The organism is Fictibacillus aquaticus (assembly GCF_002245695.1).
GTDB lineage: Bacteria > Bacillota > Bacilli > Bacillales > Fictibacillaceae > Fictibacillus > Fictibacillus aquaticus.
Genome location: NZ_NOII01000001.1, coordinates 1,154,351 through 1,175,405, shown reverse-complemented (window position 1 = coordinate 1,175,405; position 21,055 = coordinate 1,154,351). Strand labels below are relative to the sequence as shown.

The 21,055-nt window shown below is 44.1% G+C and carries 23 protein-coding genes; 17 read left to right on the top strand and 6 right to left on the bottom strand.

The window, feature by feature from the left end; genetic code table 11:
• Positions 1-75 precede the first annotated feature (75 nt).
• Entirely contained in the window at positions 76-591 is a 516-nt protein-coding gene (locus CGZ90_RS06130) for a hypothetical protein (protein WP_094251425.1), read from the top strand.
• A 39-nt stretch (positions 592-630) separates the two neighbouring features.
• On the opposite strand, the gene CGZ90_RS06125 is transcribed toward CGZ90_RS06130, so the two are convergent.
• Positions 631-1,899 (bottom strand): dicarboxylate/amino acid:cation symporter, encoded by a 1,269-nt coding sequence (locus tag CGZ90_RS06125; protein WP_094251424.1) that lies wholly within the window; start codon positions 1,897-1,899, stop codon positions 631-633.
• A 178-nt stretch (positions 1,900-2,077) separates the two neighbouring features.
• Between CGZ90_RS06125 and CGZ90_RS06120 the strand changes: the two genes are divergently transcribed.
• From CGZ90_RS06120 to CGZ90_RS06100, 5 genes are all read left to right on the top strand, one after another.
• The gene (locus tag CGZ90_RS06120) at positions 2,078-2,542 is read left to right on the top strand and encodes a GNAT family N-acetyltransferase (RefSeq protein ID WP_094251423.1); all 465 of its coding nucleotides are present in this window, start codon (positions 2,078-2,080) and stop codon (positions 2,540-2,542) included.
• Between the two features lies 1 nt (position 2,543).
• Complete coding sequence (locus CGZ90_RS06115) at positions 2,544-3,347, top strand: phosphotransferase (protein ID WP_094251422.1); 804 nt, start codon at positions 2,544-2,546, stop codon at positions 3,345-3,347.
• A 228-nt stretch (positions 3,348-3,575) separates the two neighbouring features.
• Positions 3,576-4,472: a hypothetical protein gene (locus tag CGZ90_RS06110; RefSeq protein WP_133063557.1), complete on the top strand. Its 897-nt coding sequence runs from the start codon at positions 3,576-3,578 to the stop codon at positions 4,470-4,472.
• A 159-nt stretch (positions 4,473-4,631) separates the two neighbouring features.
• Positions 4,632-5,426: a hypothetical protein gene (locus CGZ90_RS06105; protein ID WP_133063556.1), complete on the top strand. Its 795-nt coding sequence runs from the start codon at positions 4,632-4,634 to the stop codon at positions 5,424-5,426.
• 6 nt (positions 5,427-5,432) lie between these two features.
• Positions 5,433-5,990 (top strand): hypothetical protein, encoded by a 558-nt coding sequence (locus CGZ90_RS06100; protein WP_094251419.1) that lies wholly within the window; start codon positions 5,433-5,435, stop codon positions 5,988-5,990.
• A 374-nt stretch (positions 5,991-6,364) separates the two neighbouring features.
• On the opposite strand, the gene CGZ90_RS06095 is transcribed toward CGZ90_RS06100, so the two are convergent.
• Positions 6,365-6,565, bottom strand: a complete 201-nt coding sequence (locus tag CGZ90_RS06095) for a cold-shock protein (RefSeq protein WP_094251418.1) — start codon at positions 6,563-6,565, stop codon at positions 6,365-6,367.
• 188 nt (positions 6,566-6,753) lie between these two features.
• Positions 6,754-7,791, bottom strand: a complete 1,038-nt coding sequence (locus CGZ90_RS06090; RefSeq protein WP_094251417.1) for a DctP family TRAP transporter solute-binding subunit — start codon at positions 7,789-7,791, stop codon at positions 6,754-6,756.
• Positions 7,792-7,897: 106 nt separating this feature from the next.
• Here CGZ90_RS06090 and CGZ90_RS06085 point away from each other — a divergent pair, with 106 nt between their 5' ends.
• From CGZ90_RS06085 to CGZ90_RS06065, 5 genes are all read left to right on the top strand, one after another.
• Positions 7,898-9,481 (top strand): ATP-binding protein, encoded by a 1,584-nt coding sequence (locus tag CGZ90_RS06085; protein WP_094251416.1) that lies wholly within the window; start codon positions 7,898-7,900, stop codon positions 9,479-9,481.
• A 4-nt stretch (positions 9,482-9,485) separates the two neighbouring features.
• Positions 9,486-10,172 (top strand): response regulator, encoded by a 687-nt coding sequence (locus CGZ90_RS06080; protein ID WP_094251415.1) that lies wholly within the window; start codon positions 9,486-9,488, stop codon positions 10,170-10,172.
• Between the two features lie 13 nt (positions 10,173-10,185).
• A complete protein-coding gene (locus CGZ90_RS06075) occupies positions 10,186-10,839 on the top strand; it encodes a Dph6-related ATP pyrophosphatase (protein ID WP_094251414.1) in 654 nt (217 codons plus the stop codon).
• Between the two features lie 53 nt (positions 10,840-10,892).
• The gene (locus CGZ90_RS06070) at positions 10,893-11,363 is read left to right on the top strand and encodes a DinB family protein (RefSeq protein ID WP_094251413.1); all 471 of its coding nucleotides are present in this window, start codon (positions 10,893-10,895) and stop codon (positions 11,361-11,363) included.
• A 162-nt stretch (positions 11,364-11,525) separates the two neighbouring features.
• Positions 11,526-11,750, top strand: coding sequence for a hypothetical protein (locus CGZ90_RS06065; protein ID WP_094251412.1), 225 nt, complete (start codon positions 11,526-11,528; stop codon positions 11,748-11,750).
• A 79-nt stretch (positions 11,751-11,829) separates the two neighbouring features.
• Here the strand turns inward: CGZ90_RS06065 and cphA are convergent, their stop codons facing one another.
• Both cphA and CGZ90_RS06055 read right to left on the bottom strand, forming a co-directional pair.
• Complete coding sequence (gene cphA / locus CGZ90_RS06060; protein ID WP_094251411.1) at positions 11,830-14,457, bottom strand: cyanophycin synthetase; 2,628 nt, start codon at positions 14,455-14,457, stop codon at positions 11,830-11,832.
• Positions 14,458-14,473: 16 nt separating this feature from the next.
• A complete protein-coding gene (locus tag CGZ90_RS06055) occupies positions 14,474-15,271 on the bottom strand; it encodes a cyanophycinase (RefSeq protein ID WP_094251410.1) in 798 nt (265 codons plus the stop codon).
• Positions 15,272-15,514: 243 nt separating this feature from the next.
• Between CGZ90_RS06055 and CGZ90_RS06050 the strand changes: the two genes are divergently transcribed.
• The 4 genes from CGZ90_RS06050 to CGZ90_RS06035 all read left to right on the top strand — a co-directional run bounded on the left by CGZ90_RS06050 (position 15,515) and on the right by CGZ90_RS06035 (position 18,800).
• Positions 15,515-15,754 carry a hypothetical protein gene (locus CGZ90_RS06050; protein WP_094251409.1) on the top strand — a complete coding sequence of 80 codons (240 nt, stop codon included), beginning with the start codon at positions 15,515-15,517 and terminating at the stop codon, positions 15,752-15,754.
• A 232-nt stretch (positions 15,755-15,986) separates the two neighbouring features.
• Positions 15,987-17,516 (top strand): FAD-dependent oxidoreductase, encoded by a 1,530-nt coding sequence (locus CGZ90_RS06045; protein ID WP_094251408.1) that lies wholly within the window; start codon positions 15,987-15,989, stop codon positions 17,514-17,516.
• 264 nt (positions 17,517-17,780) lie between these two features.
• On the top strand, positions 17,781-18,242 hold the full coding sequence (locus CGZ90_RS06040; protein ID WP_094251407.1) for an NUDIX hydrolase: 462 nt from the start codon (positions 17,781-17,783) through the stop codon (positions 18,240-18,242).
• A 69-nt stretch (positions 18,243-18,311) separates the two neighbouring features.
• Positions 18,312-18,800, top strand: a complete 489-nt coding sequence (locus CGZ90_RS06035; protein ID WP_094251406.1) for an STAS domain-containing protein — start codon at positions 18,312-18,314, stop codon at positions 18,798-18,800.
• Positions 18,801-18,839: 39 nt separating this feature from the next.
• Here CGZ90_RS06035 and CGZ90_RS06030 read toward each other — a convergent pair whose 3' ends face one another.
• Positions 18,840-19,073, bottom strand: coding sequence for a hypothetical protein (locus tag CGZ90_RS06030; RefSeq protein WP_094251405.1), 234 nt, complete (start codon positions 19,071-19,073; stop codon positions 18,840-18,842).
• A gap of 239 nt (positions 19,074-19,312) precedes the next feature.
• Here CGZ90_RS06030 and CGZ90_RS20660 point away from each other — a divergent pair, with 239 nt between their 5' ends.
• Together CGZ90_RS20660 and aceB are read left to right on the top strand one after the other, a co-directional pair.
• Entirely contained in the window at positions 19,313-19,462 is a 150-nt protein-coding gene (locus tag CGZ90_RS20660) for a hypothetical protein (RefSeq protein WP_165766782.1), read from the top strand.
• An 8-nt stretch (positions 19,463-19,470) separates the two neighbouring features.
• Positions 19,471-21,054, top strand: coding sequence for a malate synthase A (aceB, locus tag CGZ90_RS06025; protein WP_094251404.1), 1,584 nt, complete (start codon positions 19,471-19,473; stop codon positions 21,052-21,054).
• The last annotated feature ends 1 nt before the right edge of the window (position 21,055 follow it).

The window sequence follows — 21,055 nt, the reverse complement described above, 5'->3', positions numbered from 1 at the left end:
ACACATTACTAGAATACATAGTTATAAGATGAGTTTCTTTAATGAAAACGAAAAGAGGGTATGGGTGAGACTAATATGAAAATACGCCTTTTGAAGTGGTCGATTATTTTAGCCGTTGTCTTTGGTGCCGTATGGACATTTCAGTATGTTAGCAACGAGGGTAAATTTACAAAGCGGAGTCATACTACAGTTGACATAGAAACTCTCCAAAAAGAAAAAGCTGTTTACATCGGGTATGATTTAAAGTGGGAAGGACTTGGCGCTCCAGTACTTCAGAAGGCTGAATTGATAAAGACTGATAATACCATTGTGGCAAAAGATGATAAGCAAATTCTGATCAGACTTTTTATTAATAAGACGAATTTCGGTGCTGTCAGTGAAGAAGAAGTGATTAAAGAAGGACTATATGATAACCTTCTTCCTGTGAGAGGGTATAAGGCAGATGGTGATTTTTCTTTAGTGCTGCGTGTTGAACTAGTAGATAAAGACTGGAACCAAGATATTAAATCAGTGAAGATTACCTATAAAAAGTTTGGCATCACTCACGTTCAAAACATCTCATTTAGTGATGGGATTATAACGAATAAATAAAAGAACGGCCAGAGAAATTTACTCTGGTCGTTCTTATTGTTATTTCGCGATCGGATAGCGTGTATTCTCCACCGCGAGCGAGTGCTCGTTCGGATGAAATTCATTTTCACTCTTCGAAACAACAACTGTTGCCACACCGTTTCCGATCAAGTTCGTAATAGCACGAGCCTCAGACATGAAACGGTCGACACCGATCAGTAGCGCCATTCCTTCAACTGGAATCATCGGGAATGCAGCCAATGTTGCAGCAAGTGTAATAAATCCTGAACCTGTGATGCCTGCTGCACCTTTACTTGTCAGCATCAAGATACCGAGTAAAGTAAGCTGTTGCCAGATCGACAAGTCTACGCCGTACGCCTGTGCAATGAACATTGCTGCCATCGACAAGTAAATGGAAGTTCCGTCAAGGTTAAATGAGTAGCCAGTAGGAATAACTAGCCCGACAACCGACTTAGAACAGCCGTACTTTTCGAGCTTTTCCATCATTTTAGGAAGAGCCGATTCAGAGGAAGAAGTTCCGAGTACGAGCAAAATTTCTTCTTTAATGTACGCGATGAATTTAAAAATACTGAAGCCATAGTATTTTGCCACCGCTCCAAGCACGAGTACGATAAACAAAAACATCGTTGTGTAAACGGCAGCCATGAGCTGACCAAGTGAAACGAGTGAACCAACACCGAATTTTCCAATCGTGAACGCCATCGCACCGAATGCTGCGATTGGAGAGACCTTCATGATCATGTTTACCACTTTAAAGAAAATCTCAGTAAGGTTCTCAAACATCTTTATGGTAGGCTTTGCTTTTTCACCAAGAGAAGCAGCAGCAAGACCAAAAAGAACAGCGAAGAACAAGATTGGAAGCAGCTGGCCTTCAGCTAGAGCGCCAACTACATTTTCCGGCACGATGCTAACCAAGAAATCAACAGCACCATGGCTTGTTTCTGCCGCCTGTTTTGTAAACTCAGAAACATCGCCGCCTTTCGCAGCCGAAGTATCAAATCCCTTTCCAGGCTGCAGGAAGTTAACGACTAATAGTCCGATAGCGAGAGCAAATGTTGTGATGAACTCGAAATAAAGCAGCGCCTTGCCGCCGATCCGTCCGACCTTCTTCATGTCTCCCATGCTTCCGATTCCGATAACGACGGTAAAGAAGATGATTGGTGCAATAACCATTTTTATCATTTTAATAAAAACGTCAGCTAAAACCTTGAGCTCGGTCCCGAAAGCCGGAAACGTAAATCCGACTGCAATTCCGAGCAGGATGCCGATGACAACTTGAACGGTAAGATTTCTGAAATTAATCCTCATTTTCGTAGCTCCTTTCTATTTTGACAGCGCTTTCAATATAACTCATATATTATCTGACATTTCCGAAAACAAACAGTTTATGGTGATACTGTTCTTTTTGGTCTTTTTGGTCAATTGTAAAAAGAGGAAAAGTCAGTAAAGGAGCGTATATGTAAGAAAGATATAAGGGGGAGACAACATGATCATTAGAGAAACAAAAGACGCTGCACTCATCGCGTCATTAAACAGACACGTCCAGGATGTGCATGTGAAGATGAATCCGGCGCATTTTAAGCCATTCGAGCAAGAACCAATCCAGCATTTTTTTGAAAGTCTTATAGAGAAGCCAAACCATAAAATGCTAGTGGCAGAGGATGAAGGGGAGCCAGTCGGGTACGCCTGGATCGAAATTAAGCATTTCCCGGAAAACGCGTTCAAGCACGCATATGACATGCTCATGATCCATCAGATCAGCATCAACAGCACAAAAAGGAACATGGGGTACGGTACTCGAATGCTGGAACATATTGATGAGTTGGCCAGAGAGCGCGGCATCAACAAAGTCGAGCTTGATTACTGGAATGATAATACAAAAGCAAAGCGATTTTATGAGAAGAATGGTTTTGTTATTTACAGGGAGTATGTGTTTAGGGAAGTGAACTGAAGTGGCCGATTCAATTGGCAGGCTGATTGGAAAAGGCAATACAGCTGATGTATTTGAATATGGGGACAGAGCGATAAAGGTTTTTCATGATTGGGTACAGCCCTATTACATAGAACAGGAATGGAAAATCAGCTGCAGTATTTACGACAGCGGGCAGGCCGCTCCGAAAGTGTATGACCTGATAGAGTTTGAAGGAAAAACGGCGATTGTCTTTGAGAGGATAATAGGTAACTCACTTAAAGTACAATTAATGAAAAATCCATTACGGCTGTTCAAAATGTTGGAGATGATGACGAAACTGCATGCAGAGGTGCATCGAGTATCGGGCCTGCCACTCGCTTCACAAAAGTTTAAACTAAGGCATGATATTCAACATACTGACATGCTGCTTGATGAAGATAAGAGAGAACTAGTTAATCTTCTGAAGGAGCTGCCTAAAGGAAATCAGCTGTGTCATGGAGATTTCCATCCAGACAATATTCTGATAGGTGATAATGGTCCGGTCATCATCGACTGGAACGATGCCACTTCTGGAAATCCATTGGCTGATGTGGCAAGAACCTTCCTGCTGCTGAGGTATGGAGGATTGCCGGAAAAAACGAGTCTTCAAACTATTTTTCGCAGATTGCTAAGTGCTTATTATCTTCGGTTTTATATAAAAGAACATGGCAAGGAATCGGGTGAATGGATTCGCAAGTGGCTGTTGCCTGTAGCGGCTGCAAGGCTTTCGGAGAACGTGTCGATTGATGAAAAGAGGGTGCTGCAGAAAATCATACGTACTCAATTAGAGATATTGAGGAGATAAACCTACAATGAAAATCAGTGAGTTCAACAGTCTAATAGAGGAACTTTTTCAAAAAGTACTGCAGTTATTTGACGAGGATGAGTATGGTTTTATGATCTGGAGATCTTTAAAATTGAGGAACGCCATTTTGAGTTGAATGGAAATGAAACGCGGTAAAGTGAGCCGCGTTTTTTTATGTTCTCTTATTTCCTTTTTATGGTATGTTTAGTAAGAGGGGAGATGTTGAGGTTGAAACCGAAGCATTTTTATATCGCCATAATGGCTGCTGTAATAATTTGGGCGGGGAACTATACATATTTCGAAGCAGCGCAGCTGGAGAAACCGGTATTTCTGGATCATTATTATGAAATGGATTTTGACAGTGCCAGGTTTTTGGCGTTTTATTTTATAACAAATAAGTTCGATGATACTGAAATTCAAAGCGTAGAGTTAGATGGAGTAGAGGCATATAACTATAATGAACCAGACAGGGATTCTCAAGAAAAGGTGGTACAAGAGTTTCAGCATCAAAATTTGAAAACTATTTTGGTGTATTTACCTAGTGTACCTGCTGAAAAATACAAAAATGGTACTTGGCAGTTCGAAAATATTACTGTTCATTATGAAAACGGCAGCAGACAGACGGTTCCGATTGGCATGGTAAAGATTAATGCACAGCCACGGACTATTTCAACAAAAGCGTTTGAATTTAAAGGCAGCGGATCAAACCAACAAAGAGATGTTCTTAAGGTAAGAATTATTGATAATCTTAGTATAAAAGAAATATCAAGTCCATTTCTGTCACTTGAAAATGATACAAAGATAAAAGTGCATCACATCCACAAGCAAAGTGAAAACATTCAAAACCCACTTAGAATATTATTAAAAACTGAATGGAACAAGGTGCCTGGAAAAGATAAAAACGATGTGCTGTATCCTATGCAGATGAAGAAAAATGAATGGCTTGGACTGTATGTACAAAAGGGAAAGAAAGAAATGGCATTTCAGAAATATGAACTAAAAATAGAAGGGACTACAGAGGACGGTGAAAATGTGGAAAGCTTTATGTACGTACAGTTTTCCCCTTATCTAAGTGAGAAAGACGTTCAAAGCATTATTGCACTGAAAAGCAGAAAGACCAAATAATCAAGCGCGGCGAAATATCAGCCGCGTTTTTTCTATATTTACGTTTTCCTTTTTATGGTATTGTGAATATAAGGGGGAGAGTCAAACATGAAGAAGCCATTCATCTTTTACACCATTATAGTCGTGGCTGTTTTAAGCTGGGCAGGGAATACGGCATACATGAAAACCGTAGAAAGAGCACATAAGCTAGAGTATCCTGTTTTCCTTGATCATTATTATGAATTCTCCAAAGAGCGTGATGCAGAAGGGTATTTTACTCTTTGGTTTTTAGCGAATGAAGATGATGAAACTTCTTTACAAAATGTGACGTTAATTGATGATGAAGAAAATCGTACGAAGTTTGTCATGAATGAACGAGCACCCACTGTGATGAAAAAGTTCGATCATTATGTTTTAAAGTATGTCTCCATTCCAATCAAAGAAGTGTATGAAGACAATATAAATGACAAAGGATTAACTCGTTTTAATAAAATAAAGTTTCTCAGCAACGGAAAAATGCGCACTGCCGAAATTGGAGAAGTTAAGATTCTTTTAAACGAAGAGGGAGATCATATCGCTGTTTCTCGTTCACAAGGTGAGAACTTAGACAGCATGATGCACAGGATTAGCTTTATTGCGAGTCAAAATGCTGTGCTGCAAAGTATTGCTTCTCCATTTCCTAAGGTAAACGAAAAAGCACAAATTAAAATAAATCATAAACAATACAAATATAATGTAAATAATGAAGGAAACTTGATGCAGCTGCCAGAGCCTATTGAGGTAAAAAAAGGAGAACGAATGGGCTTTTTTATAAATCTAAAAGATGCTACCGGCTTAATGCTTGATTTATCGTTTCATGTAAAAGGTGTAGATCAAAAAGGAAAGCCATTCGACGTACCTTTCCGAATCATTAAAGATAAGGTGATAAATGAAGAAACAGCCGAAAAGATTATCGCAGCCAAGAGAAAGAGGTGAAGAAAAATGAGCGCAGGCTTTCATAAGATTTTTTGGGGATTTTTATTAGTATTCTTGAAAATCCACATTGTAAATGTAGATATCCTTCCTGATCCACTTGGGTATTTTCTCATTTTTCAAGGAATCAAGATACTACTGATGGACGGAAGCGGTGATGGCAAGAGGGCGAAATGGATAGCAGCTGGCCTTATCTTTTTATCCATTCCATCAGTTTTTATGTGGAACAACGCAGGAGAGCAGCCGGCAATGCTTGTGCAGCTTTACGGAACAGCGTTAAGCTTGCTGAAACTTGTTCTTGTGTTCCACGTCTTCAGAATGGTATTGGAGATTGCTATACGGCATGGACAATCAGAACTCAAAAAACGAGTTGCGTCCACATTTAATACTTATATGGCTGTATTGCTTCCGGTCACGATCGCCGAATCGTTCCTTATGAACATGTCCGGTGATTGGCTGACCGCCGTCTCCATCGTTCTGATCATTGCGGCAGTTGTGATGGAAATTGTATTCTTAGTTTTGCTGAGGGCGTTGATGAAACATCCGTGGGAGATTGCAGAGGCATAGATTTTTGGTAGGCTGTGATGAAAGTGATATGTAAAAGCCCTGTTCTGGATTGAAGAGGGCTTATTTATACAATTTTCAAGAATACTGGACGCTTCCAGACTGCATAACAGAGATTTGTTTGCGATTTTCAAGGTCTTATTTGCGATACTTCGCTATTTATTTGCGAATCTAAAGCATTTATTTGCAGAAATAAAAATTTGTTTGCAGCCGGAATTTTTATTTGCATAAACGGTATTTTATTAGCGTCTTCTCCTGTTTATTAGCATAAAGAACTATGTGGGGTACGGTACCAAAAGGTACCGTACCCCACATACATATATAAACCACAAAAAACCAGCCGCCCCGAGGGATGGCTGGTTTTTTTAAAAGGTCAATTAAACCTTTTGTACGTTAGTAGCTTGAGGTCCGCGTTGACCTTGTTCTACTTCAAAAGTAACTTCTTGACCTTCGTCTAAAGACTTGAAGCCTTCAGATTGGATAGCTGAGAAGTGTACGAATACATCGTCTCCACCTTCAACTTCGATAAATCCGAAACCTTTTTCTGCGTTGAACCACTTAACTTTTCCGTGTTCCATGTGTATTGCCTCCTATTTTGTGCGAGATCGCACGTTATAATACTATTCTTGCTCATCGCAATAGAAAGCATTAAAGCTATTCATCACTTGTATTATTGTTACATACCCGAACAAAAATAATTCTTCTTTATACTAACATCAATAATTAGAATAAGCAAGTTCACACAGAAAATAGTGAAAAATGATTTTTAATGGATGCCGTTTTCAGCCACTTTAATAGCATGAATTAAATCGGCTTCAATTTCTCTCTCCGCCTGATCATAGACCTCTTTGAACGCCTTTTTCCAATCATCTTTTTGCTTTACAGACAGCCGATAAAATGACATCTCTCCTGAATTCTGCAGCTCCTGCAGCTGGCTTGAGTTCATTTTCTGTGACTGCTGGACGTTCCATTGGGTCGCTTCTTCCATCGCTGCCGACAAAATGCTTTGATCATGCGGACTCAGCTTTTTCCAGACAGAACCGTTCATGAGGACGGCGTAGCCGAGTATCCCGTGATTGCTGATGGTCATATATTTTTGCAGTTTATAAAAGCGTTTTGAATAAAAGTTGGACACGGTATTTTCCTGGCCGTCAATCCGGTTCGCCTCGAGCGACTGGTAAACATCATTGAACGAAATAGGAACAGGCTGGGCACCAAGTTCTTCATATTGCATCTGTATTAGACTGCTCGGCTGGATCCGAATCCGTTCATTTTTGAAATCGGCAGGTGAAACAAGGTGTTTTTTGTTATGCGTAACTTGTTTGAAGCCGTTGCTCCATAGTGCCATCGGTTTAATATGACTCGTCTGCACCCTCTGCAGCAGTTTTTTTCCGACCGGACCAGTAAAAACAGAGCGGACATGCTCGTCGTTACGGAACAAAAAGGGAAGATCGAGCACCTCCAGTTTCTGTAGCTTGGAAAAGGAGGGGGCGATCATCTGAACCTCGTTATTCTTTAAGGCATCGAGTTCCTCGCCGTCACTGTACATGATACTGTTCGGATAAACGAGCACCTTGATGCGGCCATCCGTTTTATCCTCGACAAGGTCGGCGAATTTTTGCGCGGTCAGACCTTTAGGGGTGTTTTCGGCTACGACATGGCTGAAATGAATCACAATCTGATCTTTCAAACCTGCCTGTTCATCGTCATGCGGCATTTCTTTTTCGCTGATGCCGGATTGAAACAGCAGAAATGCCAAGAGTCCGAAAACGGTCACGGCGCTTGCTGCGATAAAATACCTCATACTGCCACCACACTCATCTTTACAAATTAGGTTAGTGTTAGTGTACGATGGAGACAGAACAAATACAATGTTAAACGTTAGCGCTTACAAGAGGAGCGTCATAAAGATGAACTACTTTTCTATTCATACAAAAATCACCGCACTGATTTTCTTTATCATTGGATTTTCGCTGCTTCTCGGCGGAATGGTTCTGTTCGGAAACACGATGAGCGAGAAAGAAAGCGACCTCGAGGAAAGAGGCAGGCTGACTTCGAGAACCGTCGCTGAACTGCCCGAGCTGCGCCAGCTGATCACAGGCAGCGAGCGTGACAGAGAAAGAATTAATGGCATAGTGGAGCGAATCCGGATCGTCAATAATGCCGATTATATCGTAGTGCTGGATATGAACCGTGTGCGTTTGTCGCATCCGGTAAAAAAACAGATCGGTACCATTTCAGAAGGCAGTGATGAAGGTGCAGCTTTCGCCGAGCACTCATACACCACTGCCGCCAAAGGCGAGGTCGGCACGATGATCAGAGCGTTCGAGCCAATCATAGGCACCTCACATGAACAAATCGGTGTCGTGATTACAGGATACAGGCTGCCGAGTTTATGGGAAGTCCTATCAGATGTGAAAACAGAAATCTGGCTGACGGGTGCACTTTCACTCTTTTTCGGAGGATGGGGCGCATGGCTGCTCGCCCGCCATGTAAGACGCCAGATGTTCTCGCTCGAACCGCACGAAATCGCCCGGCTGTTTGTTGAGCGGACAGAAACATTCAACGCGATGCACGAGGGTGTAATCGCCATTGATACGAATGAGCGGATTACTATTTTTAATGAAAAAGCGAAGCAGATGATTGGAGTGAGCGGGGATGTGACTGGCAGACTGATTCGAGAGGTCATTCCGGACACGTATCTGCCGGAGATACTCCGGATTAACCGGCCGATCTATAATAAAGAGCTTCAGCTCGGCAGCTTGAACATTATGAGCAACCGTGTTCCGATCAAGGTAAACGGGGTAACAGTCGGAGCGGTAGCGATTTTCCAGGACCGGACTGAAGTGAAACAGATGGCTGAAGAGCTGACAGGGGTAAAAGCGTTTGTCAATGCTCTTCGCGTGCAGAACCATGAGCACATGAATAAACTGCATACGATTGCGGGACTCATCCAGCTTGGCAGCCGTGATAAGGCGCTTGATTATGTGTTTGCCGTAACAGAAGAACAGGAAGAGCTGACTAGGTTTTTGACAGCTAATTTGAAAGATGACAGCATTGCTGGTCTGCTTCTAAGTAAGGTAAGCCGCGGTAAAGAGCTCGGCATCGTGGTCCATATTGACCGAAACAGCCGATTAGAGAGACTGCCTAGATGTCTCGATCATCATGATGTTGTGATCATACTTGGCAATTTGATCGAAAACGCGTTTGATTCGTTTAATTGTGTCGACATTCTGGAAAAAGAAATATACGTCAGCGTCGTACAGACGGAAAAACAATTTACGATTTTAGTAGAAGATAACGGAGCAGGCATAGAACAGAGCGATGTGCCGCAAATTTTTGAGCAAGGATATTCGACGAAAGCGGATGAAGGACGCGGCATCGGTTTGTATCTCGTGCAAAACATTGCAGCAAAAGGTAAAGGAGAACTGGAAGTAGAGTCGAAGCCGGGGCAAGGTTCAACATTTGTTGTGTTGTTCCGGGTGGAGGAGTGAAAAAATGCTGAAAGTGGTACTGATCGAGGACGATCTTATGGTACAGGACGTGAACCGGATGTTTGTAGAGAAAGTGGACGGCTTTTCAGTGGCGGCGATCGCTTCGAACGGCAGAGAAGGAATGCGTAAGATTCGTGAAGTGCAGCCGGACTTGGTCATCATTGATATGTATATGCCTGAACAGGACGGACTTGAGACGCTGCGTCAAATTCGGAGTGAAGGAATAGACACCGATATTATTGCGATTACTGCCGCTAGCGACATGGAGACCGTGCGCTTATTCCTGCAGAATGGTGCGTTTGATTACATCATGAAGCCGTTTAAGTTCGAAAGGATTCAGCAGGCGCTTTTGAAATATAGAGCATATCGCGAGGAGACCGGCAGCAGCGGTCATTTTACACAGACAGAGCTCGATAAGATGATGTTTCAGCCTTCGCAAAAGGCCGAGAAAAAAAGCGACGAAGAAGAGCTGCCGAAAGGGTTGAACGGTGTAACGCTGAACAAAATCTTAAGTTATTTAAAAGCGCAGAGCGATGAAGTTTCTGCAGAAGAGGTAGCGGAAGGAATCGGACTCGCCAGAGTGACAGCACGGCGTTATCTGGATCATCTCGAGAAAACAGGCAACATCACGATTCATATGACATATGGCGGAGTGGGACGGCCGGTGAACCGTTATAAGATTAAAAGGTAAAGGCGGGATAACGATGATTACAGCAATATCTTGGAGCGGCGGTAAGGATAGCTGTATGATGCTTGACAAGCTGGTTAAATCCGGGCATAAGGCCGCGTGTCTGATCACAACTGTCCCGGCAGACATCAACCGGACGTTCGGGCACGGTGAGAGAATAGAAGCAATACAACGCCAGGCGGATGCACTCGGTATACCGCTAGAGTTCGTCAGCTGCACGTTTGAAACATACACGACTGACTATGTGGAACGGTTGAACGTTTTAAAACAAAAATATGAATTAGAAGCGATAGCGTTCGGTGATCTTTACTTGACTGAACACCGCGAGTGGGGAGAAAAGGCCGTAGATGAAGCGGACATCAGTGCGCTTTATCCGTTATGGATGAAGGAGGATGAGGCGTTTTCCGCTTTACAGACATTTATTGAATCAGGCTACAAGGCAGCAGTCATCCGAGTCCGTGACGACAAACTGTCTGAGGATTGGCTGGGGCGCGAACTTGATAAATCTTTTTTGCAAGATATTGCGAGAGAAAAGGTTTGCCCTATGGGGGAGGCTGGTGAATATCACACTTATGTGTATGATGGACCGTTGTTTAAGCAGCCAATACTGTTTGAAAAAGTCGAGGTGCTGCAGCTTGAGACAACAAAGCGGCTCGAAATCGCTTTTTAATTAAAGCTGCTGTAAAATAAGAAAGTAAGAATCATACTTTTAGGAGGATGATGATGAACGAATTTACTTTGAAAAACTTTGAAATGACACGCCGATTTTTTCTGAGAAATGTAGATGGGCTCGATGAAGGCATACTGGATGTTCAGCCAGAAGGATTCAATAACACGATTCGCTGGCAGATCGGTCATGTTCTGACTGTAACTGAGCAATTCATGATGGGCTTTCCAAAGAAATCGTCTTATCTGCCCGAAAAATATCTAGATCTATTTGGAAAAGGAACAAGACCGTCCGAGTGGAGCGGGGAAGTGCCTTCCCTTTCAGAGCTTGTCGAACATCTGAAGAATCAGGTGGATAGACTGCAGCAGATTCCGTCAGAAGCATATAACCAAGTGCTTACAAAGCCTTTTCTTGGGCTTGAAACTTTTGGGGAGCTGGCGAATATGGCTGCTTTTCATGAAGCGAATCATCTTGGCCAAATTCAGAGTATGAAGAAAATCGTCCAAAATGCTATCGTCAACAAATAATTTACAAAGCCGTGAGCCCCTTTCAGCAGAGGGTTCACGGCTTTTTTAAAGGATGGTGCCCTATCTATTTTAGGGAAAATTTGTTATGGTGAAGCAGTAAATATAATATTATTTGGGTTCTTTGTACGTTGAAGCCCCCCTATAATGGAAAGGGGTTACAGTATGAACCAGCAAAGCATTGTATTTATTCTGGCAGAATTGCAGACAAGCCCTTATGCGGAATCAGAAGTGACGCATACGTTCAGCCATGAAAATCAAGAGCTGTTCACACTCAGCTACTCCAAGACCCATCAAACCTTCAGTATTTTTTGCACAGCAACGAGCCATCGCGAGCAATATGCTAAGATACAGGACGCCACAGAAGCCATAACTGCGCTCATGAAGTGATGAGATAAAAGCCGCGAAATGCGGCTTTTTTTGTGCTGAAAATGCAAAAGGAGATCACAGCATTTTTAATCTTTATTTTTTATGGCGTAATTAAGGCTGCGGTTTGACTGTAGGGATATTTTAGGTTTTCCACAGCTTCCTCTGCCAAACTGAAATCATCATAGAAAAACAGCAGCAGGTCACCTGGTTCAGAGAGAGTTACCGCTTGTTCGAAGGCGTCTTTTTCAGACATAAGCGCGTATAGTTCCAGATCTCTTCCGGATGAGAGTGCCCCATCCTGCAATAGCCTAATTGATTCACCTGACTTGCGCCCGCGCAGGGTTCGATCCTGTTTGGCAATGAACACATCCGCAGATTCTCCTATAATTCGTCCCATTTGGAAAATCGTGTCGTCAGGCCGGTCGCCTGCGGCTGATGCTGCGACAATGATCCTGTTTTTAGGAAGAGAAGCAATCGTTTCAAAAATAGCATTCATTCCTGCTGGATTATGTGCATAATCGATGATTACCGTTCGTCCATTCGCATGCTCCATGTTGAAGCGTCCCCGGCTCTGTTCCATAGAAGGCTGGAACGTAATGATCTTGCTGCGCAGTTCGGCAAGGCTGCGGCCAAGCGAGTGAGCAGCGGCGAGTGCGGCGAGAGAGTTAGCGATATTATGGCGCGCAGCTCCGCCAATGGTAATCGGAATATGTGATACAGGGAGGAAGCGCACAACTTTTCCTAATTCCGCCATCATCACCCAGTCATCCTTCACGTACCATACGGTGTCACCGTTTTCAATTGCATCGATAATGAGCGGATTATCCTCGTATAATGAAAAGTAAATAATTTTGCCTTCTGTATGCTCAGCCATAGCCGCACAGCCGAGATCGTCCGCGTTTAATACACAATGCCCTTCAGACAGTACAACTTCAGGGATAGTGCGCTTTAACTTTTGCAAATCTTCTAGAGTCTCGATTCCGTTTTGGCCAAGATGGTCCTCCGACACGTTTGTGACAATGCCAACGTCGCAATAACGGAAAGCTAGACCTTCACGAAGCAGGCCGCCCCTTGCTGTTTCAAGTACAGCAATATCAGTGGACGGATGAGACAGCACTTTCCTCGCCGACTTTGGTCCGCTGCAATCACCAGAATCGATCTGATTGTCATTCAGCCAAACCCCATCAGAGTTTGTCATTCCTATATTTAAGCCTTCTTTTTGAAGAAGGTGGGCGGTGAGTCTTGTGACAGTTGTTTTTCCATTCGTGCCGGTGACCGCTACGACCGGAATGGCGGCTTCTTCTCTTGAAGAAAACAGATAATCCACAATCGCCCCGCCAGCATCTCTTGCCTCACCTGCAGAAGGGTAGAGATGCATGCGGATGCCTGGAGCTGCGTTAACCTCTAAAACCGCTCCGCTGCCGGCTTTATATGGTGCAGACACGTCGTTTGAGATCAAGTCGATTCCCGCAATATCGAGCCCGACTGCATGAGCTGCTGAAACGGCGATGTCACGGTATGTCCGGTGCACGATGTCTGTCACATCGATGGCAGAACCGCCGGTGGACAGGTTAGCGTTCCCGAGCACATCAATTCGCTGCCCTTCTTTCAGCACAGTGTGGAGAGAAAATCCAGACAGCTCGAGGTGGCAAGCTGTGCGCTCATCGAGAGGTATTTTTGTCATCGCTTTTTCATGTCCATCTCCGCGGAGCGGATTCATATTCTCCTCTTCAATCAATTCAGCGATTGTCCGTACTCCATCGCCAATTACCATAGGCGGCAGGCGAAGGCTCGCCGCAACTAATTTTCCGTCGACAACAAAAAATCGGTAATCATTTCCTTCGTAATAACGTTCAATAATATAAGAAACGCCTTCGCTGTATACGCAATGAAAAGCATTCAGCAGCTCGGCTTCATCTCTGATGTTGGTCACGATATCCTTACCCTGGCGTCCATTGAGCGGTTTGATAACGAGAGGGAAGCCCAGCCGCATACCCGCATCAACAAGCTCTTGTTCAGTGGTGATCACCTCGCCAGCTGGGACAGGGATTCCAGCGCCTGCAAGGAGCTGCTTCGTCATGTCTTTGTCACAAGCATTTTCAACAGCCATATACGATGTCTGGCTTGAAATGGTCGCCTGTACATATTTTTGCTTCGAGCCGGTGCCGATGCGGAGAAAACTGTCTGTGCCGACACGCTCGACTGGTATCTTGCGAGCGAGTGCCGCTTCGTAAACGGCTTCTGTGCTCGGTCCAAGTTTATATTCATGGTATAGCTGTGATGTTTTTTCAATATATGGTGCGGCATAGATCGTGTCGCCGTTCAAAATAGCGGTGACGATTTCCATAGCCGCTTCAAAGGCGTAATAGCCGGATTTAGGTTCTCGGTAATCATATGTAACGAAATAAATGCCCTTCTGCTTGCTCGTGATGGTCTTGCCGCGTTTCACTTTAATGCCGGCAAGGTGCTGAATCTCAAGCGCGATATGCTCTAGAATGTGCCCCATCCAAGTGCCTTCATGCAGGCGTTCAACGAATCCGCCTGGATAACCGCGTGAACACGTATGTGTGTGCAAGCTTGGAATGATTGAAAGGAGAGTGTCAGTGAATCCAGGTATAGCGCTGGAAGGCTTTTCTTCCAGGTCCTCGATGTCGAGTTCAATCCAGATAGTAGGCTTAAAGCTGTGCAAGTTCGGTCCGGATAAATAATTGACACGATTAATTTTCATATTCGGTTTTCGCTCCTTAGGGCAGTATAAGTTCACGTTTTTGAAGATGGAAAATCGCGCCTTCACCAAGTGTGTGGAAGCGGATGTCAGAAATGGTCATGTTCGTTGTTGATTTTTCTGCAATATCTATATATACGGATTTCTTCCCGTCAAAGATGCTCACGTTATACTCGCCGAGCACTTCAAACAATTCTCCTTCATTCTTGACCCAAATCGCCGTGTTTTCATCGATTCCTACACCTATGATTTGCGGATTAAGAGCTATCGCACGCATGAGTCGTGAAAATCTGTCACGCTGTGAAAAGTGCTGGTCGATGATAACGTCTTCAAGAAAACCGAAGCCTGAACCCATCTCTAGATAGGCTGCCTCTGCGTTTTTTAAGTTTTTGGAGGAGAAGATCATCAGCCTGCTCATAACAGCTGCACCTGCACTCGTTCCTCCGACTATCATGCCATCGTGCCAGTTTTTAATCAGATGCTTGTAAAAACATGTGCCGCCGAGGATGCTTGTCAATCGAAGCTGATCACCGCCTGTCATGAATAGGCCGGACAGTTCACTAAGTCTGCGGGGTAGATTATCGCATTCTGCCTTTTCTCTTGTGTCCAAGTGAAACAAGACAGGCTCCTCTCCATGAAGCTCTTGGAAAAGCTGTTTATATTCATCTCCCACTTCTTCTGGAAAACCGGATGCAGTCGTTAAAATACCGATAGGACCCTTTCGGTCAAGACAGAGAGAAGAAAACTTCTGAAGGATCGTTCTGTTCTCTTTTTTATCTTCATTGCCGCCGATAATGAGCAAGTCTCCTTTAGCCATCTATTCATCACCTTTTGCTGTAAATTAACATAAAGCCAATAAGGCTATTTCCCCACTTTCCTGAATTTGAAACCAATATTAGGAAAAATAAACATAAATTTCTTCTGTTTCGCTAAAAACAGACAAAAAGAACGGTTGTATTTTGTCAGAAAATTTCGTAAAATAATAGTACAACAATTGAATATTCCATATGCCGCCTTTGTTAGCTGATGAATATCCCGTATAGGGAAGGGGAGACAAGTTATGGACGTTTTACGCGTTAAACTGATCCTCTTAGAGCTACAAAGCAAACAGTATATCAAATCTGAAGTTACCCATACTTTCTTCTCAAAAGGAGAGCCTGTCTTTTCAATCGGTTTTTCAAGGCCTCTGAACGCTTTCCTGATATATCATTTCATGGACCAGCAGACGAAGATGTATGAGCTCATAGACGAAGCTGCAGAAGCCATCACGCAAATGATTACAATTCAAACCGCTGAATAGCGGTTTTTTTGTTGTATACGAGTTTGGGGGTACGGTACTATGCAGCAAATAATGAAAGAAAAAGCGCGCTGCTGCAGAGAATTGAGAATAAATATGCCTATCGAGTACCGTACCCCATGCCAAACCTCAAGCCAGAAACGACATAAATTTCTTGATAAACGGGTAAGCGTTTAGAAACAGCGGTGATATGGCAAGAATGGTATGGTAGATTCTGTTTTTAGGAGGCGTTAGTATGACGCAGCATAAACAACCGGGAGAGATGCCCCGGTATCCGGAGCCGTTTTGGCGTGAAGGAGTGGACATTCCGTCGTTTCCGAAGCTTCAGGATGATATCAGCGTGGATACGGTGATTGTCGGCGGCGGTATAACTGGAATTACGACGGCCTACCTTTTGGCTAAGGAAGGCAAGAAGGTTGTGCTGATCGAGTCGGGGAAGCTGTTCAACGGAACGACAGGACATACGACGGCGAAGATCACGGCACAGCATGATCTGATTTATGATGAGTTCATCTCTCACATGGGTGAGAAAAAGGCTAAGTTGTATTACGAGTCACAGAGTGAGGCGCTGGAGTTTATGCGCAGCCACATTCGCGAGCACAATATCGACTGTGATTACAGCGAGCAGGACGCCATCATTTATGCTGAGAAATCGGAAGACGTTGATAAGGTTAAAAAGGAATACGAGGCTTATCAGAAACTCGGAATTCCGTCCGATTACTCCGAAACGATCCAGCTCGGGCTGCCAGTAAAAGCCGCTGTTACGATGAAAAATCAGGCGCAGTTTCATCCGGTCAAATATTTGCTTCACCTTGTCGGCCATATAACCGAATCAGGCGGACAGATTTTTGAAAACACAACAGCCAAAGAGATGGACGGCAGCTCGAGCATCCTGACGATGGACGGCTACCGCATCACGGCCGAGCATATCGTCGCTTGCTCGCACTTTCCTTTCCACGACGGAATGGGCTTTTATTTTACAAGGATGTACGCAGACCGTTCGTATGTGGTCGCGGTTAAAACCGCAAATGACTATCCAGGCGGCATGTATTACGGCGAGAGCAGCCCGTCGCGGTCGATGAGGTTCACGCCGGATGGTACAGGCGGCAAGCTTGTTCTTATCTCGGGTGAAAGCCATAAAACCGGTCAAGGAGTTTGTACGATTAAGCATTATGAGGCCCTTGAACAGTATACCCGCGATACGTTCGGATTACAGGAGTTTTCTTACAGATGGTCAGCTCAAGACTTGACCACTCTCGATAAAGTGCCGTACATCGGCTACCATTCGGACAACTATTTAATTGCGACTGGATTCCGCAAGTGGGGAATGACGAACAGCGGGGTAGCGGCTAAATTGCTGACCGACCTAATTCTGAAGCGTGACAATCCTTATAAGGAGCTATATGATCCATCCCGTTTCCGTGCTGATCCGAGTGTGAAAAAGTTTATTCAGGAAAACGCAGATGTGGCGAAGCACCTTATTTCAGGAAAAATAGAGCGTCCGCATAAGCATCTTTCAGATCTGGCAAAGGACGAAGGATCGGTTGTGAAGGTGGACGGCAAGCGAGCTGGAGGATATCGTGACGCGGATGGCAGGCTGCATGTGGTCGACACGACATGCACACATCTCGGCTGTGAGACAGAATGGAATTCCGGCGACCGTACTTGGGATTGCCCATGCCACGGATCGAGGTTCTCTTTTGATGGAAAAGTGATCGAAGGCCCAGCGAAAGAACCGCTTAAAAAAGTCGATTATCATGGATAGTGTTGGAAACGCCCCGCGGCTGCGGGGTGCTTTTTTATTTCACTTTAAGAAAATAGTCTAATATGTGCCGTTTTTTTTTGCTTATGTGCCATATTTTCTGCTTATGTGCCATTTTCATAAAATATGTGCCATTTTATTAACTTAAGTGCCATTTGACAAAATTCGACACGTATCGCATTTTTATAGCAAATTTCATACAACTAAACAGGATTATCCATCCTTTTACTAGAATAAAATGTTATTCAGTAAAAAGGAGAATGAAAGATGAATGGCAGTACGCCAAAACATATCGTTTCTGTATCCGCATTTGTAACGAACGAAAGAAATGAAGTTTTGCTAGTGCAGGCTCAGTGGCGGAAGGATACGTGGGAAATGCCAGGAGGTCAAGTAGAAGAAGGAGAAGCTCTTGACGCAGCAGCCGCTAGAGAAGTGCTTGAAGAAACAGGAGTTGTGATTGAGCCCATCGGCATTACAGGGGTGTATTATAATGCCACGAGACAGGTTTTATGCGTTGTATTTAAGGCAAAGTACATAAGTGGGGAGATCAGTGTTCCGGCTGATGAGATTCATGATGCTAGATTTGTAGAGTTAAATGAAGAGAATATCGATCAATACATTACACGGCCAAATATGAAGTCACGTACATTGGATGCAATGAATGCGTTTCATACAATTCCATACGAAACATGGGAAGTGAATCCATATAATTTAGTAGGCAGGATTTAATATAGGGTAGTATTACACGAGGCTATTAGTGCTACGCTCAAACTATCTTAGCAATAGCAGGAGGCATTTATGGTAACAAATGTGAGTGAAGTAGAACAATTAAAGAGTGAAATAGAAGAGTTAAAGAAAAAGTTAAAAGAGAGCGAACGGCTCATTTCAGATATTTCGGTGCCGATGATTCATTCCATTCTTCCGGAAACTGCACTTGTTCCGATAACAGGACATCTGTATCCCGAACGTTATGAAATGATTACGTCCAAGATTGTGAAGCTGTCAGCAGCTGATAACATTACAAACATCGTTATTGACTTCAGCGGTATCGGAGCAGACGAGATCGGTGATATTGATAATTTTGGACAAGGTATTAAAACATTAACGTCAAGTCTGTCCCTCATGGGTGTTCAGGCGATATTTACAGGATTCAGTCCATTTGTCTCTATGCAGCTCGTCACATCTGGCCTTACAGAAATGAAGGACATCCGCGCCTTCACGTCATTCCGTGCCGCGTTAGCGGAGCTGATGAAAGAGAAGAAGCTTAAATTTCAAACACAAGATTAAGAGAAAGCTGTGCCATAACAGGCACAGCTTTCTTTTTGTTTAATAGACTCTTTCAAACGTCATTACATTAGCGGTGTTGCAGATCAGCTTAAAGCCGTTGTTTAACAGGCAGTGTCCAGCACTGTACGCATCACTGCCTGATTGCAGCTTGCAGGGCGGGGCGCTGCCAATTACACAAGAGTTAATGATCTGCTGCTGCTGTGTAAAAGGATTCCGTTCATATACGATCGTTACCGCGTCAGGCGGACGGGGGATGCGTTCGTCTTTACTCAATCACACCATCTCCTTAACTTTTTTCCTCTAAACACATATATGCATTGTGCCTGTAAGTTAGTTAATAATGGATAAAAATTAGGGAAACAGCCCTAATACGGCCAACTGTAATATAACAGTTGGCCTATTTTTATAAAAAAATACAAAAATCTGTTGCATAACAGAAGTTAATGTTATATATTACATTACAAGCAAATTAAACTGTATTATAACAGATAAAAACAGAGGAGGAAGAGAACATGAATTGCACAAAATGTGAAGGAAACGGCGAAACAAAATGCACGCATTGCAGCGGAACGGGGCACCACCAGGAAGGAAATTGCAAAAAGTGCAGCGGTCACGGAAACGTATGCTGTCACCGCTGTAATGGAAACGGACTTGTAGATTGATAGGAGGGATGAAGTTGGAAAACTTACTGTCACCGCTGCAAGTTACTGTTTCTGTGAAAAAAGAATATGAGCACATACTGAGCGAGGAAGCGCTCCATTTCCTCGCCAGGCTTCACGATACATTTGAAACAGAGCGTCAGTCACTTTTGCAAGAGCGGGCAAACAAACAGGAAGAATTGAACCAAGGGAAACTGCCACAGTTTTTAGATGAAACTGAATGGATTCGTAACTCAGATTGGCAAGTAGCCGATGTTCCGCAAGACCTGCAGGACCGCCGTGTGGAAATTACCGGCCCGGCTGGAGATCCAAAGATGGTTATCAATGCATTGAACTCCGGGGCGAAAGCCTTCATGGCAGACCTTGAAGATGCCAACTCCCCAACGTGGGACAACACGATTGGCGGCCAAGTTAACTTATACGATGCGGTACGCCGCACTCTCGCACATAAAGCAGTTACGGGAAAAGAATACAGCCTGAACAGCGAGATCGCCACATTGATCGTGAGACCGCGCGGCTGGCATTTGAATGAGAATCATATTCTCTATAACGGAAAGCCGTCATCTGGGAGCCTGATCGATTTCGGATTGTACTTTTTCCATAACGCTAAAACGCTTGCTGAAAAAGGCAGCGGGCCATACTTTTACTTACCTAAGCTTGAAAGCCACCAGGAAGCACGTCTCTGGAACAAGGTGTTCGAGTTTGCACAATTAGAGCTTGGCATTCCAGCCGGCACGATCAAGGCGACTGTCCTGATCGAAACCGTACTGGCTGCGTTTGAAGCGGATGAAATTTTATATGAATTAAAAGACCATAGCGCAGGACTAAACTGCGGACGCTGGGATTATATTTTCAGCTTTATTAAAAAGCTGCGCAGCCACAATCAGTATTTGCTGCCAGACCGTGCGCTTGTCACAATGACGGTGCCATTTATGAGAGCGTATACACAATATGTCGTGAAAACTTGCCACCGCCGCAACGCTCATGCGATAGGCGGAATGGCCGCACAGATACCGATTAAATTCAATGACAAAGCGAATGAAGAAGCGCTTGCGAAAGTCAGGGCAGATAAAGAGCGCGAGGCGAATGACGGTCATGATGGCAGCTGGGTCGCCCACCCAGGGCTTGTACCTATCGTGCTTGATGTATTCAATGAAAAAATGCCGACGCCGAACCAGCGTTTCCGCCAGCGGGATGATGTTAAGGTGACGGCAGACGACCTGCTCCAGCCGCTAGATGGACCGATTACAGAAGCTGGGCTGCGTACGAACATTTCTGTCGGGATCCAATATATTGGCGCCTGGCTGCTTGGCAAGGGTGCCGTGCCAATTTTTAACTTAATGGAGGACGCCGCTACAGCTGAGATTTCAAGGGCGCAAGTGTGGCAGTGGATCCGGCATGACCGCGGAGTGCTTGATGATGGACGGAAAATCACGAAAGAGCTTGTTCAGGAAATGACCGAAGAGGAGGCTTTATTGCTCGGCGGACGTTTTGAGGAAGCGAAAGATCTATTTTGGCAGCTTGTAAATGATGATGAATTCTGTGAGTTCTTAACATTGCCTGGCTATAAAAAATTGACCGAGGGAGCGAGATAAA

What these genes read in the sequence shown, in the direction of transcription:
- CGZ90_RS06065 (WP_094251412.1), top strand. Translation starts at nt 11,526, where the DNA reads ATGAACCAGCAAAGCATTGTATTTATTCTGGCAGAATTGCAGACAAGC.
- CGZ90_RS20660 (WP_165766782.1), top strand. Translation starts at nt 19,313, where the DNA reads ATGAATTGCACAAAATGTGAAGGAAACGGCGAAACAAAATGCACGCAT.
- CGZ90_RS06105 (WP_133063556.1), top strand. Translation starts at nt 4,632, where the DNA reads ATGAAAACCGTAGAAAGAGCACATAAGCTAGAGTATCCTGTTTTCCTT.
- CGZ90_RS06095 (WP_094251418.1), bottom strand. Translation starts at nt 6,565, where the DNA reads ATGGAACACGGAAAAGTTAAGTGGTTCAACGCAGAAAAAGGTTTCGGA.
- CGZ90_RS06080 (WP_094251415.1), top strand. Translation starts at nt 9,486, where the DNA reads ATGCTGAAAGTGGTACTGATCGAGGACGATCTTATGGTACAGGACGTG.
- CGZ90_RS06090 (WP_094251417.1), bottom strand. Translation starts at nt 7,791, where the DNA reads ATGAGGTATTTTATCGCAGCAAGCGCCGTGACCGTTTTCGGACTCTTG.
- aceB (WP_094251404.1), top strand. Translation starts at nt 19,471, where the DNA reads ATGAAGTTGGAAAACTTACTGTCACCGCTGCAAGTTACTGTTTCTGTG.
- CGZ90_RS06035 (WP_094251406.1), top strand. Translation starts at nt 18,312, where the DNA reads ATGGTAACAAATGTGAGTGAAGTAGAACAATTAAAGAGTGAAATAGAA.
- CGZ90_RS06085 (WP_094251416.1), top strand. Translation starts at nt 7,898, where the DNA reads ATGAACTACTTTTCTATTCATACAAAAATCACCGCACTGATTTTCTTT.
- CGZ90_RS06075 (WP_094251414.1), top strand. Translation starts at nt 10,186, where the DNA reads ATGATTACAGCAATATCTTGGAGCGGCGGTAAGGATAGCTGTATGATG.
- CGZ90_RS06125 (WP_094251424.1), bottom strand. Translation starts at nt 1,899, where the DNA reads ATGAGGATTAATTTCAGAAATCTTACCGTTCAAGTTGTCATCGGCATC.
- CGZ90_RS06100 (WP_094251419.1), top strand. Translation starts at nt 5,433, where the DNA reads ATGAGCGCAGGCTTTCATAAGATTTTTTGGGGATTTTTATTAGTATTC.
- CGZ90_RS06050 (WP_094251409.1), top strand. Translation starts at nt 15,515, where the DNA reads ATGGACGTTTTACGCGTTAAACTGATCCTCTTAGAGCTACAAAGCAAA.
- CGZ90_RS06040 (WP_094251407.1), top strand. Translation starts at nt 17,781, where the DNA reads ATGAATGGCAGTACGCCAAAACATATCGTTTCTGTATCCGCATTTGTA.
- CGZ90_RS06120 (WP_094251423.1), top strand. Translation starts at nt 2,078, where the DNA reads ATGATCATTAGAGAAACAAAAGACGCTGCACTCATCGCGTCATTAAAC.
- CGZ90_RS06055 (WP_094251410.1), bottom strand. Translation starts at nt 15,271, where the DNA reads ATGGCTAAAGGAGACTTGCTCATTATCGGCGGCAATGAAGATAAAAAA.
- CGZ90_RS06070 (WP_094251413.1), top strand. Translation starts at nt 10,893, where the DNA reads ATGAACGAATTTACTTTGAAAAACTTTGAAATGACACGCCGATTTTTT.
- CGZ90_RS06045 (WP_094251408.1), top strand. Translation starts at nt 15,987, where the DNA reads ATGACGCAGCATAAACAACCGGGAGAGATGCCCCGGTATCCGGAGCCG.
- CGZ90_RS06130 (WP_094251425.1), top strand. Translation starts at nt 76, where the DNA reads ATGAAAATACGCCTTTTGAAGTGGTCGATTATTTTAGCCGTTGTCTTT.
- cphA (WP_094251411.1), bottom strand. Translation starts at nt 14,457, where the DNA reads ATGAAAATTAATCGTGTCAATTATTTATCCGGACCGAACTTGCACAGC.